Consider the following 15787-nt stretch of genomic DNA (forward strand, 5'->3'; position numbering starts at 1 on the left):
CTCATGTCCCCCGCCTGCGGCTCCTCCTTTACTTCGCCTGGAGCTGTTCCTTGCCGCTTCAGCTGTTCGGATACGGAGCCAGGAACGCTTCTCGCTCATGTCCCCGCCTGCGGCCTCTCCTTACTTCGCTCAAATCTGTTACTTGCCACTTCAGCAATTCTGCTGCGGAGCCGGTAGCTGGTTTCGCTCATGTCCCCCGCCTGCGGCTCCTCCTTTACTTCGCTTAACCAGCTCCCGGCTTCTTGTTGCTATCTGGTTGTTGTCCAGCGGTAAATGCCTGCTGGCGCAGCAGCAGGGAGGGCCGATAACGGTCTTCGCCGTAGCTGGTTTGCAGGTTTTGCAATACACGCCAGATAACCCCGTGGCCGAGGCGTTCGCTCCAGCTTAATGGGCCTTGTGGGTAGTTAACGCCTGCACACATGGCAAGATCCACGTCGGATGCGCTGGCAACACCTTGTAATACGGCATCGGCGGCTTCGTTGGTGAGCATGGCGAGGGTGCGCATGACAGCCAGTCCGGGGGCGTCGCTGAGTTGGCTGACGGCCAATCCGGCTTTTTGCAGCAGGGCGATGGCATCCTGCAGGGCGCTGTCGGTGGTTTGTCTGGCAGCAGCGATGGCCAGGCGAGTGGCTTTGCTGTAGTCAAAGGCCAGGTCGAACAGCACCAGTTGTTGCAGGCCGTCGCTGATGGTGCGTTCGGTGGCCATGCGGCCGTCGGTGAGTGCCAGAGTGGCGTCGCCGTAGCGGATGAGTCCGGCACCATCACGCTGGATGATTTGTAAACCGGCATCAGCAAAACGCTGGATCAATCCGGCGGCAGCACCGAGTTCGCCTTCGATGATGACTTGGTTGTCGCGGGCCTGAGCGGGTGGCAGGGTAGCGGCTTCCGGGCGGGTGGCACCTTCGGCATAGCTGTAGAAGCCTTGTCCGGTTTTGCGGCCAAGGCGTCCGGCTTCGACCAGGGCCTTCTGGATCAGCGAGGGCTGGAAACGAAAGTCGCCGTAGTAGGCGTCAAATACCGAGTTGGTAACGGCGTAGTTGACGTCATGGCCGATCAAGTCCATCAGTTCAAACGGGCCCATGCGGAAGTTGCCTGCTTCACGCAGCAGGGCATCCAGGGTGGCCGGGTCGGCAGCCTGTTCCTGCATCAGGCGCAGGCTTTCAGCATAAAAAGGACGTGCCACGCGGTTGACGATAAAACCGGGGGTGGAGGTGGCAAACACCGGTTTTTTGCCCCAGGCGGCGGCGGTGGCGTGAATCACTGCTGCCAGTTGTTTGTCGGTGGCCAGTCCCAGAATGACTTCCACCAGTGCCATCAGGGGTGCCGGGTTGAAGAAGTGCATGCCCAGCAGCCGCTCGGGGCGTTTCAGTTGTGCGCCCAGTGAAGTGACGGAAATGGAGGAGGTGTTGGTGGCCAGGATGACTTGCTCACCGCACAGGTCTTCCAGTCGTGCAAACAGCTGGCGCTTGATGTCGAGGTCTTCGATGATGGCTTCAATCACCAGTCCAGAATCAGCCAGTTGTTCCAGGCTGTCGACCGGCTGGATGCGTTGCAGCAGGGCATCCAGATCACGCTGTTGCATCTTGCCGCTGTCCACGCGCTTTTGCAGGGTTTTTGCCACACCGGCCTTGCCTGCCGCAGCCGCACCTTCGCGCTGATCCTGCAGGTATACGAGGTGTCCGGCCTGAGCCGCAACCTGGGCAATGCCGGAACCCATGGCACCGGCACCAATCACAGCAACTTTAACGGAGGTATTCAGCGCTTGCATGTCACTGCCCCTTGAAGTTGGGTTGGCGTTTTTCCATAAAGGCAGCAACCCCTTCGCGGTAATCTTCGGTGCGACCGGCCAGGCGCTGCAGGTCGCGCTCCAGATCCAGTTGTTCATCAAAGGAGTTGCTGGCGCTGGCGTGCAGGGCACGTTTGATCAGTGCCAGTCCTTTGGTCGGCTGGGTGGCCAGATGGCGTGCCAGTTTCATGGTCTCATCCATCAGCTGTTCGTTGTCGACACAGCGCCAGATCATGCCCCAGCTTTCGGCCTGTTCCGCACTGATCTTGTCACCCAGCAGTGCCATGCCTTTGGCACGGGCCATACCGGCCAGCCGCGGCAGGGTCCAGGTGCCGCCGGAATCCGGAATCAGGCCGATTTTGCAGAAGGCCTGAATAAAGCTGGCGGAACGAGCGGCCAGGGTGATGTCACAGGCCAGGGCAATGTTGGCACCGGCACCAGCGGCCACACCATTCACGGCACAGATCACCGGAAGGGGCAGATCCCGCAGGGTGCGGATCATCGGGTTGTAGCGTTTTTCAATCGACTCACCCAGATCCGGCACTTCGGCACCGGGTGCCACGTTACGGTCAGAAAGATCCTGACCGGCACAGAAACCACGGCCAGCGCCGGTGATCACCAATACGCGCACGCTGGCATCCTTGCGAACCTGGCTCAGGGCTGCGCGCATCTGGTCGTGCATTTCAGCATTAAAGCTGTTCAGGCTATCCGGGCGGTTCAGGGTCAGCAGGGCCACACCCTGATCAATTTCAAGCAGAATACTGGGCTGAGACATAAAAAATTGTCCTGTTAAAGTCGATTGTTGGATTGGAATCAGCAGCCTTTGAACTGCGGTTTGCGCTTTTCCTGAAAGGCTTTTAAACCTTCAGCGCGGTCGGCAGTGCCAGCCAGTAGCGTAAAAGCATGGCGCTCAAAACGCAGGCCGGTCGCCAGGTCGGTATCAGCCGCCTTGTGCACTGCTTCCTTGGTCAGGCGGACGGCCAGCGGCGCTTTTTCGGCGATGATTTCGGCAATGCGGATGGCGCGCTCCACGGTCAGCTCGGTGGGGCAGATTTCACTGATCAGGCCTGCCTGCAAAGCACGTTCGGCACTGATCTGTTCACCGGTCAGCACCAGCTGCATGGTTAAGGACGGGCCAAGGGCGCGACGTAATCTTTGGGTGCCACCGGCTCCGGGCATGATGCCGAGGTTGATTTCCGGCTGGCCAAAACGGGCATTTTCACCGGCAATCAGGATGTCGGCGTGCATGGCCAGTTCGCAGCCGCCACCCAGAGCAAAGCCATTGATGGCCGCAATGATGGGTTTGGGAAAGCGGGCGATGCGTTGCCAGTGTGCCTGACGGGGGTCTTCAAGGATGCCAACCAGGTCACGTGCCGCCATTTCATTGATGTCGGCTCCGGCGGCAAAGGCTTTTTCACTGCCGGTGATCACCACTGCACGGGTTTCCGGATCGGCTTCGGCCTCATCCAGTGCAGCAGCAATTTCACCCAGCAGGGCGGTATTCAGGGCATTCAGGGCTTCCGGTCGATGTAGGGTGAGTAGACGGACACCCTTCTCCGGCCCTTTGATGAGCAGGTTTTGCGGCATAAGCAACCCGTTTGGTGTTTGTTCTTTTCTTTATAGTCACTGCTGCGGTGATGCGGATCGCTTTTCAGCGACCTCTGGGTAGCAGTTGCGCCGTTTTGTCTTGTCTTAATTGTGAACCATGTTGGCCCGGGCGACTTGCTGCTGATGAGTATATCTAAAATTTGACACTCATCAAGATTTTAAAATCAAATTTGTGTATCGCTTTTGAGGGTTGCTGCCTGGTCTTATGTGTAATCTATTGAAAGTAATCAATAATATCTCAGGTTTTGGCTTTTTTGTGACGCTTTGGTCAGTCGAAAAGGGGTTGTTTACAGGCTTTTTTGGCCGCTTTCCTTTGCTTTGTTGGCCTGATGTGATACAAAAAGCGCGTCTTGATCTGAATTGTTGTTGCCATGTTGGCGCGGTAAGCGGCTGCCTGTCCTATATTAAGAAACTGAATCTTTCAGGAGGCTTGCCATGTCCAACACATCACCTGCGGCTCTGTTTGAGCGGCATCAGGAACTACTCAACCGTGCCGTTGAGGCCATTCACACCCGTGAATACTGGTCACCCTATTCCGAAAATCTGAAAAAATACAATGAAGAAGCGGTCAAATCTGCCCCGGCGGATTTTAAAGCGCTTTGTGATAGCCACTTTGCCATTGAAGGCGTCACTGGTGTGAAAAAAATCACCGGCGAGCGTTCCCCTTATGGTTTTGATCTGGGCATCAGTTATGACCAGCCCGACATGAACGCGCTGGTGGATGAAATGCATGCTGCATTACCACAGTGGCGTGATGTGGGTGCCAAAGGCCGGGTGGGCGTGTGCATGGAAATCCTGCATCGCCTGAATGAACTCAGCCCGCTGATGGCCTACACTGTCATGCACACCAGTGGCCAGGGTTTCATGATGGCTTTCCAGGCCGGTGCACCGCACGCGCAAGACCGTGCACTGGAAGCTGTGGCTTATGGTTGGGATGCCATGAAAGGTATTCCTGAAACGGCCCGCTGGAACAAACCCCAGGGCAAGATGGATCCACTGGTGATGGACAAGCAGTTCCACATTGTACCGCGCGGTGTGGCACTGGTGGTGGGCTGCTCCACCTTCCCGACCTGGAACACCTATCCCGGCCTGTTTGCCAGCCTGGTCACCGGCAACCCGGTGATTGTCAAACCCCACCCCACAGCGATTCTGCCCGCAGCCCTGACCGTTAAAGTGGCGCGTGAAGTACTGAAGGAAGTCGGCCTGAATCCGACGCTGGTCAGCCTGGTACCGGATACCGTGGCAGAACCAGTCACTAAAGCGCTGGCGCTGAACCCCAAGGTAAAAGTGATTGATTTCACTGGCTCCAGTGCCTTTGGCAACTGGCTGGAAGACAATGCCCGCCACGCCCGTGTGTTCACCGAAAAAGCCGGGGTCAACTCCATCATTGTGGACAGCGTTTCCGACCTCAAGGCGGTAACCCGCAACCTGGCCTTTACCCTGAGCCTGTATTCCGGCCAGATGTGTACTACTACCCAGGCCATTTATGTGCCTAAAGACGGCATCAACACTCCTGAAGGCAAGGTCAGCTTTGACGAGTTTGCCCAGGCTCTGGCCACTGCCACCAGTAAGTTCCTGTCCGACAATGACCGTGCCTGCATGGTGCTGGGTGCCATCCAGTCTGATGCCACCTTCCAGCGCATTGATGAATGCCGCAAACTGGGTGCCCTTGTGCTGGATAGCGAAACCCGCCAGCACCCGGAGTTTCCGGAAGCCCGCATTTGCACCCCGCTGATCCTGAAAGTGGACGGCAAGGACAAGGCGGTTTACTCCGAAGAGCGTTTTGGCCCCATCTCTTTTGTGATCGCCACCGAAAGCACTGAAGACTCCATGCGTCTGGCGCGTGAGGTCATCAATGAAGAGGGTGCTATCACTCTGGGCGTTTATTCCACCTCGGATGCCGTACTGCAACAGGCTGAAGAACTGGCCATGGATGTGAAAGTGGCACTTTCCTGCAACCTGGATGGCGGTGTGTTTGTGAACCAGTCGGCAGCTTTCAGTGACTTCCACGCCACCGGCGGTAACCCGGCAGCCAATGCCTCCCTGACCGATACCGCATTCCTGGTGAACCGCTTTGTGGTGGTACAGAGCCGCCGGCACGTCTGACACGCCACTCGCTGAAAACACCGTGACCCGGTCGTCAGTTTTGTATTTGGCTACCGGGATCATGGTCAGTTAGTCTGGCGGTTTCGGATCGAAATCGAGGAACCCTTATGCCCTGTTACAAGATCGAAGGTGTGGTGCCGGTGGTGCATCCCACCGCTTATGTGCATCCCACTGCAGTATTAATCGGTGATGTGCAGATCGGCCCACGTTGTTATGTTGGCCCCACTGCCTGCCTGCGGGGTGATTTTGGCCGCATCCTTCTCAAGGAAGGTGCCAATGTGCAGGATACCTGCGTGATGCACGCTTTCCCCGGTTTGGATGCCGTAATCGAAAAGGATGGTCATGTTGGCCATGGCGCAGTGCTGCACGGCTGTATTGTTGGTGAGGATTCACTGATTGGCATGAACGCCGTGGTGATGGATGGCGCGGTGATTGCCCCTCGCTCGATTGTGGCGGCCACGGCTTTTGTTAAAGCCGGTTTTACCTGTGAACCCGAGTCACTGATCATCGGTTCACCGGCCAAGGTACACCGCAAACTCAGTGAACAGGAAATCGCCTGGAAACAGGAAGGCACCGGTGAATACCAGCGCCTGACCCTGCGTTGTCTGGCCAGCATGGAAGAATGTGAACCCCTGTCGGAAGTGGAACCCAACCGGCCGCAGGTGGATGCCGGTGAAACCCAGCCCAAGCACAAACAATGAGAAAAAAGCATGGCTTACGAACATATTCTGGTAGAAACAAAAGGTGCGGTCGGGGTGATCACCCTGAATCGCCCCAGGGTGTACAACGCCCTGTCGATGGCACTGATCGCCGAAGTCGGGCAGGCCATCACCGCGTTTGAGCGGGACAACACCATTGGCTGCCTGCTGATTCAGGGCAGTGAGAAGGTGTTTGCAGCCGGTGCCGATATTGCTGAAATGGCAAACAAGGAATACGCCGAGCTGTTCATGAGCGACTTTCCAAATCTTCCCGGTGATGGCTGGGATGCACTGGAATCACGCCGTAAACCCATGATTGCGGCAGTATCCGGTATGGCGCTGGGTGGTGGTTGTGAGCTGGCGATGGCCTGTGATTTTATTCTGGCCAGTGAAACTGCCCGTTTTGGACAGCCGGAAATCAAGCTGGCAACCATGCCTGGTGCCGGTGGTACACAGCGCCTGACCCGTGCCATCGGCAAGGCCAAGGCGATGGAAATGTGTTTGACCGGTCGCATGATGGATGCGGCAGAAGCCGAGCGCAGTGGACTGGTCAGTCGGGTGTTGTCGGTCGAAGAACTCTTTGGTGAGGCATTAAAAACGGCTGAACTGATTGCGGCACAATCCCGCCCGGTGACCTTGATGATTCGTGAGGCGGTGGATCAGGCTTATGAAACGAGTCTGGCGGCCGGGCTGAAGTTTGAACGGCGTGCCTTCCAGAGCAGCTTTGCCTTTGAAGATCGCAGTGAAGGCATGCAAGCCTTTGTGGAAAAACGTGCAGCAAACTTCCGTCACCGTTGAAAAACGGCGCTGAAAGGCGTTAAATCCATCCTTCGTGTAACAGGTTTTTCATTTTTTGTAACGCCGAAGGATGGATTCCCATCATGCAAACGCAGGAGCTGTTGCAGTCGCTGGTTGATTCAGATGGTCGACTGCGCATCGAAACGGCCAACTCTGATCGTTCCACCAAATTCAACTTTGTTTATCATCAGCACCTCTACCTGAACAATTCCAATCGTTTTGCTGATCTTAAAGCTGCCGCCCTGGCTGGTGTGAACGGTACATTGCTGGGCCTGCTGATTCGTGAAATGGTGATTAATCACCCGCTGTCTGCCTTGACCTTTACCCTGGGTGCGGCCCTGCTGTTTACCGGTATGGCCCTGGCTTTAACCGTGGCTTTTCCACGTCGGGTCAGGCGTCGGGACAAGGGGTTGCTTTACTGGGAAGGGGTGCGAGCTTATCAGGAGCAGGAGTATGTGGATGAGCTGATTCAGATGTCGCGCTGGGAACTGCTGGAAAAAATGCTGCGCCACAATCATCTGTTATCCGGCATCGTGTCACGTAAATACAGCCTGTTGAATAAAGCCTTTGTGGTTTCGATTTCGGGTTATCTGCTGCTGGTATTTGCCTTTTTGTATAACCTGCTGGCCTGAATCGAAAAAAGGGGCAGGTGTTGTTTCCTGACCCCTTTTATTGATGAGTAGCACTTTTAATCGGCTATGGAGCCGCTGATTAAGGTCATGAACGCAATAGTTAATCAGGTGTTACTTGACACCGGTGACGGTGAAACGTCCCACCAGCTGCTGCAATGACTGCGTGGCGTGTTTGACCTGATGAGCGCTGTCATGCAGCTCACCCATCACCTGTGTCATTTCACCCGAGGCCACTTCCACCTGGCGAATGGATGCGCCGTAAAAGTGGCTGCGTTCATTCAACTGGGTGATGATATTAAACATCCGTTCCACGGCCTGATGCAGCTCGGTGTTTTCCGAACCGGCCGTTTCAGCAGCCTTCAGGCGCTGGTCCACTTCCTTGACACCATCTTCCATGAAATCGACGGCGGCGCGGGTTTCATTCTGCAGGCTGGCAACCGTCTGCTGGATTTCCGAGGCGGCATCAGCGGTACGGCTGGCCAGTGAACGAACTTCATCCGCGACCACCGCAAATCCACGTCCGGCTTCACCGGCACGAGCCGCCTCAATGGCTGCATTCAGAGCCAGCAGGTTGGTCTGGCTGGTGATGTCGGTGATCATCGAAACAATGTCACCAATTTCCTTCATGCGGCTATCGAGGTTTTGCACTCGTGCAGCGGTGGTATCGACCACCTTGCGAATGCTGAGGGTGCCGGTGCGGGCCGCTTCAAACTGTTCACGGGCGTTTTGCACCACCTCATCCATGGCACGTTTCATGGTCTGGGCGGTTTCCGAGGCCTGGTTGATTTCACCCAGTTGCTCCTCCACCAGCGTCAGCATCTTGCCAACCACTTCATTCACTTCGCGGCTGGTCTGACTGGCTTCACCGGCACGGGACAACATGGTGTCATTGCTGTGTTTGACTGCATCCGTGGTATGGATCACCTGGCTCATGATGCCATCCAGGCTGTCGAGGAAACTGTTGAACCAGCGCCCCATACTGCCACTTTCATCACGGGCCAGCTTGCCGGTATCCAGACGTTGCTGCAGATTGCCTTCCCCTTCAGCAATGGTGCGAATGATCTGGGTGGTTCTGCGCAAGCGTTCTGCCACCCGCTTCGGACCCGTGTTGGCAAATACCCAGGCAGACACCAGCAGCAGCAAGGCATTCAAACCCAGGGTGGGCAGCAGGTTGAAGGGTGAAAAATGCTGCAGCAGGGTGGTGGTGACCAGCAGGCTGATCACGGTTGCCAGGTAGGTGTTCATCAGGCCAACACTGATCGAGCGGCGGCGGTACACCTCTTCCAGATCCCCTTCACACATCATGCCCCAGCGGTCTGGTGAACCGGGCAACTGGAAGGTGACACCCTTGCCAATGACGGGAATGTGGCGATAGTCGGAATAACCCGGATAGGTGATGAACAGGTTGCTGCCGTTGGCCATGGTTTCACGCACACCGGGGTGCAGTTGACCGGTGGCCGGGTCAGTGAAGCGCAGTTCCAGTTCGGTGTGGTGTTTAACACTGACCACGCCCCAGCGGGTGTGGATGCCCTGTTTGAGGTTTTCGCCGTGAGAAAAGGTGCTGTCTTCAAAACGTGAGCGTGACAGGGCTGTGCCGGGCTGCACACTGGTATCAAAACCGGCCTTGACCATAAAGATGTAGTTGTCGCCGGATTCGGGGTAAACGTGCCCGGCTTCACGCTGGATCAAGTCACCAATCACGTCATTGGGTACACGACCGGCAATGCAGCCGATCACCTTGCCGCCACGCACCAGCGGCTGATAAAACATCAGGGTGACGGCATCATGAAAACTGGAGGTGGATGGCCCCAGCTCCAGAGTGACGGGGTCTGCATAGGGGCCATGCAAAAAGGGTTTTTGTAATCCCTCTTGCAATGCACGACTCAGCAACCCACCCTGATGCACCTGGCTGGTGCGAGCGGCGTGGGTTGATGCCAGGATGCGACCTTCCCGATCCACAATGAACAGTTCAGAAAAATCATTGGCTTGCTGCTGTCGGCGCTGCAACAACTCTGGCCATTGGCTGTTGTTGAGCTCGCCGCATTGTGTGGCCAGCTCATCCAGGTGCTGCCAGCGACTGGTGGCCCACTCTTGCAGCAGACGCACACGGGTGCTGGCAATGCCTTCAAAAATCTGCTCAATCACTGGGTAAAGCTTGCGGTTTAAAAAGCAGGACCAACCCAACTGGATTTTGCCGTTGCCACCAAAAACGGGTAACCAGCGTTTTTCAGCAGCGGAAAGGTTCATGTTATGGCTTTGCAATGCAGTCATTGGTAAAAGTCTCCGTTTACCAGGAATCATGGAAGTGGGTGTTTTTGGTGCTGTTATTATTTGATGTAAATCAAGGATGCCTGGTGTTAAGCAAGATGTGGGCCATAAATAAAGCCCCTTTTATTTCAGTGGGATGCGGGGTGATCCACATAAAAAGCACATGCATTTGCACTGTGCTGGTGCGCCGTGTGTGATGACTCAGGGGGTAATGTGCTTCTTTCTGGTGCGGAAAAATTATTTGTTCTGTTTTTGTGCCTGATCAGTTGTAGATTGTAATTAGTTGTCAAGCGTAATGGGTTGCCAGGTGTGCCAGCAGTCACCAGGGCCGGGGTTGTCCGGGTGGGTGTGACCACCCAGGTGGTGCAGCACGCCCCACACGGCATTTAAAGCCGTTTGCACTGCTCCTTCGGCCCAGGCTGGTGTCCAACTGATGTCGTCACCGGCCAGGAACAGCCCGCGTTGCCCTGCGGGCAATTGATCCTGCATGAAGTGGCTGTACATCCGCTGGTTGTAGCGGTAATGCCCCGGCAGCGCACCCTTGAAGGCACCCAGGAAGTTGGGATCACTTTCCCAACTGACGGTGATGGGATTGCCACGGATGTGGCTGGCCAGATCCACATCTGGATAGATTTTTTTCAATGCCGCCAGTGCCAGTTCAACACGTTTTTCTGCATCCAGTGGCAGCACTTTCAAGGCATCCGACATCCAGGCATAACTCAGGCAGATCACGCCCGGCCGATTGTCACCCTGATCAAACAGGTAGGTGCCCCGGGTCAGGCGGTCGGTCAGGGTCATCGACATGCAGTCTTCCCCGGTTTGCGGGTTTTTGTCTTTCCAGAAGGGGCGGTCTGTCATCACAAAGGTTTTGGCTGATTGCATGTAACGGGTGCGATCCAGCGCCATCCACAAGGGTTGGCTGAACAGGTTTTCTTCAGTGTCGATGGCTGTGGTCAGCAACCAGCTCTGGCAGGTGGTGATGACGGCAGCAAAACTTTCCTGATGGCCGCGGCTATCCGTCAGGGTCAGTTGCCCCTGGTCATTCCGGTGGATGCGTCGAACCGCCGGTCGGGGTGCACCCTGATTCAGCTGTTGCAGGCTGGTGCCGGGAGGCCAGTGAACGGCTTGTTGTAGCGGCTGCTGCCACAGGCCTTGTGGTAACTGTTCGGCACCCCCGATGATCAGGTGCTGATCTTCATCACAGCGGGTGACATTCACCCGCAGGATTTCCAGCATCGAATTGGGAAAGTCGGAGTCCCAGCCACCAGTACCAAAGCCCACCTGACCAAAAACTTCCCGATGTCGAAAGCTCAGTTGCTGAAAGGCGCGGGATGAAGCAATGAAGTCATAAAAGGTGCGTTCATCCCAGTCTTTCACCAGTGGATTCCAGATGGCCTTCACGGCGGCGGCATCGCGTTGCTGGATGGCTTCCTGCAGGGCACTGAAACTGGCCTGTTCTTCCAGTGCCTGATCATAGGCTGCCGCCACCTGCTGAAACAGGGGTGGCAGATCACTGAGTCGGCGGGCATAAAAGCGCTCGCCTTCCAGTTCGATCACAGTGGAGCCAGCGGCTTCAGTCAGTGGGTTAGGAAAGGGAGCGGTGTGCAGTCCGGTTTGTTCCACATAGTGGTAAAAGCCGCGAGAAGAGCGGGGAAAACGCATGCCACCCAGCTCGGCAATCACCCCGTCACTGCCGTCAAACACGGCTGAGCGTAAACGACCACCGAGACGTCCGGCTTCATACACCACCGGGTGCAGGCCCATTTTCATCAGCTCGTGACCACACACCAACCCGGCCAGTCCGGCACCAATGATGGCGACACGGGTGCCGTGTTGTGTGGGTGGCAACTGGCCGAGCCCGGCCGGGTGTTGCAACCAGTCATCATAAGCAAAGGTGAAATCCGGTCCGAACAGGGCAAAGGGTTTCTGGTGGGGCGAGCGGGTGTCACTCATACAGGCCGGGCCTCCGGTCTTTCAGGTAGGTCAGTTGCTGGCGTACATGCAGCAACTGGCGGTGTGGCAGATCCACCAGTAACAGCCGTGGGTCATCATCCGCACGGGCCAGGTCTTCACCCAGAGGATCGCAGATGCAGGAGTGGCCACAGTAGTGGAGCTCGGCTTCCTGCCCGCAAAAATTGGCATAGGCCACAAACAGGGTGTTTTCTTCCGCACGGGCGGGCACCAGGCGTTGAGCCACGCTGGTGTAAGGGTGCATATTGGCGGTGGGCACCAGCAGCAGTTCAGTACCCTTCAAGGTCAGGCTACGAACCACTTCTGGAAATTCCACGTCATAACAGATCGCCAGGTTGATCAGCCAGCCCTGCCATTCCACTGGTTTCATCAGCCGTTCACCGGGTGTGAAGCGGCGACGATCCAGCTCGCCAAACAGGTGGGTTTTGCGGTAGTTCAGCAGCGGCTCGCCTTCATTGGAAATCAGCAGCGCGGCATTATAAGGCAGTGGGCCTGTGGCTACTTCCGGGTAACCGACGACCAGTGCCAGATCATATTGGCGTGCCAGTTCGCTGGCGCGGCTGGTCAGTGGGCCCAGCAGGGGTATTTCTGCCAGTTGTATCAGCTCGGTGGTTCTGGTGGCATAACCGGTCAGACTCATTTCCGGGGTGAGTAGCAGATCGGCGTCGGCCTTGGCCGCTTCGGCACAGAGCCATTCCAGTTGATGCATTGCCGCTTCGGGCGTGTCGGGGGGCAGGGTTTGAGCCAGAGCCAAGCGCATAGCGTACCTCCGCAGACTTTAATCTAAGCCTAGTCGGGAAGCTGGTGAGTGCAAGCTGTTGCTGCAGGGCTGGGGTCGTTGTTCGATCAGTAGTTGAAGGGCAGCAAGCGCAAGCCGGTTTCATCCAGCTCCAGTTTCCAGGCACCGCTATCCGTCCAGTCACCCAGCACATAACGTTTGCCGGGCAGGGTTTGTTGCTGGATTTGCAAGGTCAGATCATGCACGGCCGGTCGATGAGTGTGACCGTGAATCAGGGTGGTGACCTGATGTTCCTGCATGCGACGAATCACTTCGTCTTCGGTGACATCCACAATGCCTGCTTCTTTTTTACTGCTGAGAGACTTGCTGATCTGCTGGGTTTTGGCAGCCAGTTTGCGGCGCTGGCTCAGGGGCAGGTTGCGCAGGATAAAGTTGATGATGGGGTTGCGCAGCACCCGGCGCATCTTCTGGTACTGTTCATCCCGGGTGCACAAAAGATCACCATGCATCAGCAGGATGGGTTCACCATAAGGGCGAATCACACAGGGATCCGGCAGGAGTTCGCAACCGGCCAGTCTGCAGAATCGATGGCGCAGCAGAAAGTCCCGGTTGCCATGCATCAGGTAAATCCGTGTGCCGGTTTCACTGAGTTTTTTCAGCGCGGCGGCCATTTCCTGATGGTAAGGCGTCATGGCGTCATCACCAATCCAGATATCAAAGATATCCCCCAGCAGATAAAGCACTTCCGCACGTGGCGCCTGCTCGGCCAGAAAATGCAAAAACGCCCGGCTGAGAGCCGGGCGGTCTTCGTGCAGGTGCAGATCGGAGATAAACAGCTGCATCAGATGATCACTGCACCACTTCAGCTTTTTCGATCACCACGTTTTCACGTGGTACATCCTGATGGCCCATCTTGTTGCCCGTGGCAACGGCCTTGATCTGCTCAACCACATCCATGCCTTCGGTGACCTGACCGAATACTGCATAACCCCAGCCCTGCATGTTCTTGCCGCTGTGGTTCAGGAAGTCATTGTCTTTTACATTGATGAAAAACTGGGCGCTGGCAGAATGCGGATCCATGGTGCGTGCCATGGCAATGCTGCCGGCGACGTTTTTCAGGCCGTTGTCGGCTTCGTTTTCAATCGGCTTCTGGGTCGGCTTCTGGTTGAAGTCAGCATCAAAACCGCCGCCCTGAATCATGAAGTTGTTGATGACGCGGTGGAAAATGGTGCCGTCATAATGACCGCTTTCCACGTAGCTGATGAAGTTGGCCACTGTTTTCGGGGCTTTTTCGGCATTCAGCTCCAGCACGATCTCGCCGAAGTTGGTGGTCAGGCGAACCTGAGGATTGGTATCGGACATCAGTAAACTCCATCAGTGAGGGTGGTGCGTAATAGTTAACCAGAGGTTTCCTAGTCTCCGGCGCGATCCATCCGCTATAATACTTTCTTTCGATTTTTTCACCAACCCGTCAAGAAGCGAGCGCCATGAGCCAGCCCGAGATTACTGCTGCCCCCAATTTTATCCGCAACATGATCGTCCAGCAGCGCGAGGCGGGCCAGCAACAGAAGGTTGTCACCCGTTTTCCCCCTGAACCCAATGGGTTTCTGCATGTTGGTCATGCCAAAAGCATCTGCCTGAACTTCGGTATTGCTCAGGAGTTTGGTGGTGACTGTCACCTGCGTTTTGATGACACCAACCCGGAAAAGGAAAACCAGACTTACATCGACGCCATTCAGGAAGATGTGCAGTGGCTGGGTTTCCAGTGGGCGGGCAAGGTGCGTTATGCCTCGGATTATTTTGAACAGCTTTACCAGTGGGCGGTGCACCTGATCCGTGAAGGCAAGGCCTATGTCTGTGAGCTGAACGCCGAGCAGATGCGGGAATACCGTGGCACCCTGACCGAACCGGGCAAAAACAGCCCGTTCCGTGAGCGCAGTGTGGAAGAAAACCTGGCTGAATTTGAAGCCATGCGCGCCGGTACTTACCCGGATGGTGCCAAGGTGCTGCGTGCCAAAATTGACATGAGCGCACCCAACATCAACCTGCGCGATCCGATCCTGTACCGCATCCGCCATGCCCATCACCATCAGACCGGCAATCAGTGGTGCATCTACCCCAGTTATGATTTCACCCACGGCCAGTCGGATGCGATTGAAGGCATCACTCACTCCATTTGTACCCTGGAGTTTGAAGACCACCGGCCGCTCTACGAATGGTTCCTGAACAACCTGCCAGTGCCTTGCAAGCCGGTGCAGACCGAGTTTGCCCGCCTGAACCTGAACTACACCGTGACCTCCAAGCGCAAGCTGAAACTGCTGGTGGATGAAGGCATCGTTGAAGGCTGGGATGACCCGCGCATGCCCACCATCTCCGGCATGCGTCGCCGTGGTTACACTCCGAAATCCCTGCGTGATTTCTGTGACATGATTGGTGTGACGCGCTCCGGTGGAGTGGTGGACATCAACATGTTGTATTTTGCCCTGCGCAACGATCTGGAACATTCCGCGCGTCGTGCCATGGTGGTGTTGAACCCGATCAAGGTGGTGATCACCAACTGGGAAGCCGGTCGGGTGGAAAACCTCACCAGCCCCAGCCACCCGGCGCGGGAAGATCTGGGTGAGCGCACCCTGCCGTTCACGCGGGAACTCTACATCGACCGTGACGACTTCATGGAAGAACCACCGAAGAAGTACTTCCGTCTGGCACCGGGTCAGGAAGTGCGCCTGCGTAATGCCTGGGTGATCCGTTGTGATGAAGTGATCAAGGATGCCAGCGGTGAAATCATCGAGCTGCGTTGCAGCCATGACCCGGACACCCTCGGCAAGAATCCGGAAGGTCGCAAGGTCAAGGGTGTGATTCACTGGGTCAGCGCCGAACATGGCATTCCTGCCGAAGTGCGCCTGTATGACAACCTGTTCCAGGTGGAAGCACCGGACGCTGACAAGGATGTGGATTTCCTGCAGCACCTGAACCCGGAATCCCTCAGTGTGGTGCAGGCGGTTTGTGAACCCAGCCTGGCCAGCGCTGAGCCGGAAGACAAGTTCCAGTTCGAGCGGGTGGGTTACTTCTGTGCCGACCGCCGTGAACACCAGCCTGGCAGCAAGCTGGTGTTCAACCGCACCGTGGGTCTGAAAGACTCCTGGGCCAAAATTCAGCAAAAGCAGGATTGAGATGAGCC

13 protein-coding genes are annotated in these 15787 nt (G+C 56.3%); 5 read left to right on the forward strand and 8 right to left on the reverse strand.

Features of this window, described 5'->3' with window-relative positions:
• Nucleotides 1–223: 223 nt before the first annotated feature.
• The 3 genes from paaH to paaF are packed head-to-tail and all read right to left on the reverse strand — an operon-like array spanning nt 224 to nt 3373.
• Entirely contained in the window at nt 224–1768 is a 1545-nt protein-coding gene (gene paaH / locus BT114_RS00140) for a 3-hydroxyacyl-CoA dehydrogenase PaaH (RefSeq protein WP_072324303.1), read from the reverse strand.
• A gap of 1 nt (nt 1769) precedes the next feature.
• Complete coding sequence (gene paaG / locus BT114_RS00145) at nt 1770–2561, reverse strand: 2-(1,2-epoxy-1,2-dihydrophenyl)acetyl-CoA isomerase PaaG (protein WP_072324304.1); 792 nt, start codon at nt 2559–2561, stop codon at nt 1770–1772.
• Nucleotides 2562–2599: 38 nt separating this feature from the next.
• Complete coding sequence (gene paaF / locus BT114_RS00150; protein ID WP_072324305.1) at nt 2600–3373, reverse strand: 2,3-dehydroadipyl-CoA hydratase PaaF; 774 nt, start codon at nt 3371–3373, stop codon at nt 2600–2602.
• A gap of 456 nt (nt 3374–3829) precedes the next feature.
• Here paaF and paaN point away from each other — a divergent pair, with 456 nt between their 5' ends.
• The 4 genes from paaN to BT114_RS00170 all read left to right on the forward strand — a co-directional run bounded on the left by paaN (nt 3830) and on the right by BT114_RS00170 (nt 7628).
• Nucleotides 3830–5500: a phenylacetic acid degradation protein PaaN gene (paaN, locus tag BT114_RS00155; RefSeq protein ID WP_072324306.1), complete on the forward strand. Its 1671-nt coding sequence runs from the start codon at nt 3830–3832 to the stop codon at nt 5498–5500.
• A gap of 107 nt (nt 5501–5607) precedes the next feature.
• Entirely contained in the window at nt 5608–6201 is a 594-nt protein-coding gene (paaY, locus tag BT114_RS00160) for a phenylacetic acid degradation protein PaaY (RefSeq protein ID WP_072324307.1), read from the forward strand.
• A gap of 9 nt (nt 6202–6210) precedes the next feature.
• Complete coding sequence (locus tag BT114_RS00165) at nt 6211–6996, forward strand: enoyl-CoA hydratase-related protein (protein ID WP_072324308.1); 786 nt, start codon at nt 6211–6213, stop codon at nt 6994–6996.
• Nucleotides 6997–7079: 83 nt separating this feature from the next.
• Nucleotides 7080–7628, forward strand: coding sequence for a Pycsar system effector family protein (locus BT114_RS00170; RefSeq protein ID WP_072324309.1), 549 nt, complete (start codon nt 7080–7082; stop codon nt 7626–7628).
• A 111-nt stretch (nt 7629–7739) separates the two neighbouring features.
• On the opposite strand, the gene BT114_RS00175 is transcribed toward BT114_RS00170, so the two are convergent.
• The 5 genes from BT114_RS00175 to BT114_RS00195 all read right to left on the reverse strand — a co-directional run bounded on the left by BT114_RS00175 (nt 7740) and on the right by BT114_RS00195 (nt 13968).
• Nucleotides 7740–9899 carry a methyl-accepting chemotaxis protein gene (locus BT114_RS00175; RefSeq protein WP_072324310.1) on the reverse strand — a complete coding sequence of 720 codons (2160 nt, stop codon included), beginning with the start codon at nt 9897–9899 and terminating at the stop codon, nt 7740–7742.
• Nucleotides 9900–10175: 276 nt separating this feature from the next.
• Nucleotides 10176–11849: a flavin monoamine oxidase family protein gene (locus BT114_RS00180; protein WP_072324311.1), complete on the reverse strand. Its 1674-nt coding sequence runs from the start codon at nt 11847–11849 to the stop codon at nt 10176–10178.
• Nucleotides 11842–12627, reverse strand: a complete 786-nt coding sequence (locus BT114_RS00185; protein ID WP_072324312.1) for a carbon-nitrogen hydrolase family protein — start codon at nt 12625–12627, stop codon at nt 11842–11844. The genes BT114_RS00180 and BT114_RS00185 overlap by 8 nt, the downstream gene beginning before the upstream one ends.
• Nucleotides 12628–12713: 86 nt before the next feature.
• On the reverse strand, nt 12714–13448 hold the full coding sequence (locus BT114_RS00190) for a UDP-2,3-diacylglucosamine diphosphatase (RefSeq protein ID WP_072324313.1): 735 nt from the start codon (nt 13446–13448) through the stop codon (nt 12714–12716).
• Between the two features lie 7 nt (nt 13449–13455).
• Nucleotides 13456–13968, reverse strand: a complete 513-nt coding sequence (locus tag BT114_RS00195) for a peptidylprolyl isomerase (protein WP_072324314.1) — start codon at nt 13966–13968, stop codon at nt 13456–13458.
• Nucleotides 13969–14093: 125 nt separating this feature from the next.
• On the opposite strand from BT114_RS00195, the gene BT114_RS00200 reads away from it, so the two are divergent.
• Nucleotides 14094–15779, forward strand: a complete 1686-nt coding sequence (locus tag BT114_RS00200) for a glutamine--tRNA ligase/YqeY domain fusion protein (RefSeq protein WP_072324315.1) — start codon at nt 14094–14096, stop codon at nt 15777–15779.
• Nucleotides 15780–15787 lie beyond the last annotated feature (8 nt).

Source organism: Marinospirillum alkaliphilum DSM 21637 (assembly GCF_900119735.1).
Taxonomy (GTDB): domain Bacteria; phylum Pseudomonadota; class Gammaproteobacteria; order Pseudomonadales; family Halomonadaceae; genus Marinospirillum; species Marinospirillum alkaliphilum.

Coding starts and splice junctions, on each gene's coding strand:
- paaH (WP_072324303.1), bottom strand. CDS start 1,768: ATGCAAGCGCTGAATACCTCCGTTAAAGTTGCTGTGATTGGTGCCGGT.
- paaG (WP_072324304.1), bottom strand. CDS start 2,561: ATGTCTCAGCCCAGTATTCTGCTTGAAATTGATCAGGGTGTGGCCCTG.
- paaF (WP_072324305.1), bottom strand. CDS start 3,373: ATGCCGCAAAACCTGCTCATCAAAGGGCCGGAGAAGGGTGTCCGTCTA.
- paaN (WP_072324306.1), top strand. CDS start 3,830: ATGTCCAACACATCACCTGCGGCTCTGTTTGAGCGGCATCAGGAACTA.
- paaY (WP_072324307.1), top strand. CDS start 5,608: ATGCCCTGTTACAAGATCGAAGGTGTGGTGCCGGTGGTGCATCCCACC.
- BT114_RS00165 (WP_072324308.1), top strand. CDS start 6,211: ATGGCTTACGAACATATTCTGGTAGAAACAAAAGGTGCGGTCGGGGTG.
- BT114_RS00170 (WP_072324309.1), top strand. CDS start 7,080: ATGCAAACGCAGGAGCTGTTGCAGTCGCTGGTTGATTCAGATGGTCGA.
- BT114_RS00175 (WP_072324310.1), bottom strand. CDS start 9,899: ATGACTGCATTGCAAAGCCATAACATGAACCTTTCCGCTGCTGAAAAA.
- BT114_RS00180 (WP_072324311.1), bottom strand. CDS start 11,849: ATGAGTGACACCCGCTCGCCCCACCAGAAACCCTTTGCCCTGTTCGGA.
- BT114_RS00185 (WP_072324312.1), bottom strand. CDS start 12,627: ATGCGCTTGGCTCTGGCTCAAACCCTGCCCCCCGACACGCCCGAAGCG.
- BT114_RS00190 (WP_072324313.1), bottom strand. CDS start 13,448: ATGCAGCTGTTTATCTCCGATCTGCACCTGCACGAAGACCGCCCGGCT.
- BT114_RS00195 (WP_072324314.1), bottom strand. CDS start 13,968: ATGTCCGATACCAATCCTCAGGTTCGCCTGACCACCAACTTCGGCGAG.
- BT114_RS00200 (WP_072324315.1), top strand. CDS start 14,094: ATGAGCCAGCCCGAGATTACTGCTGCCCCCAATTTTATCCGCAACATG.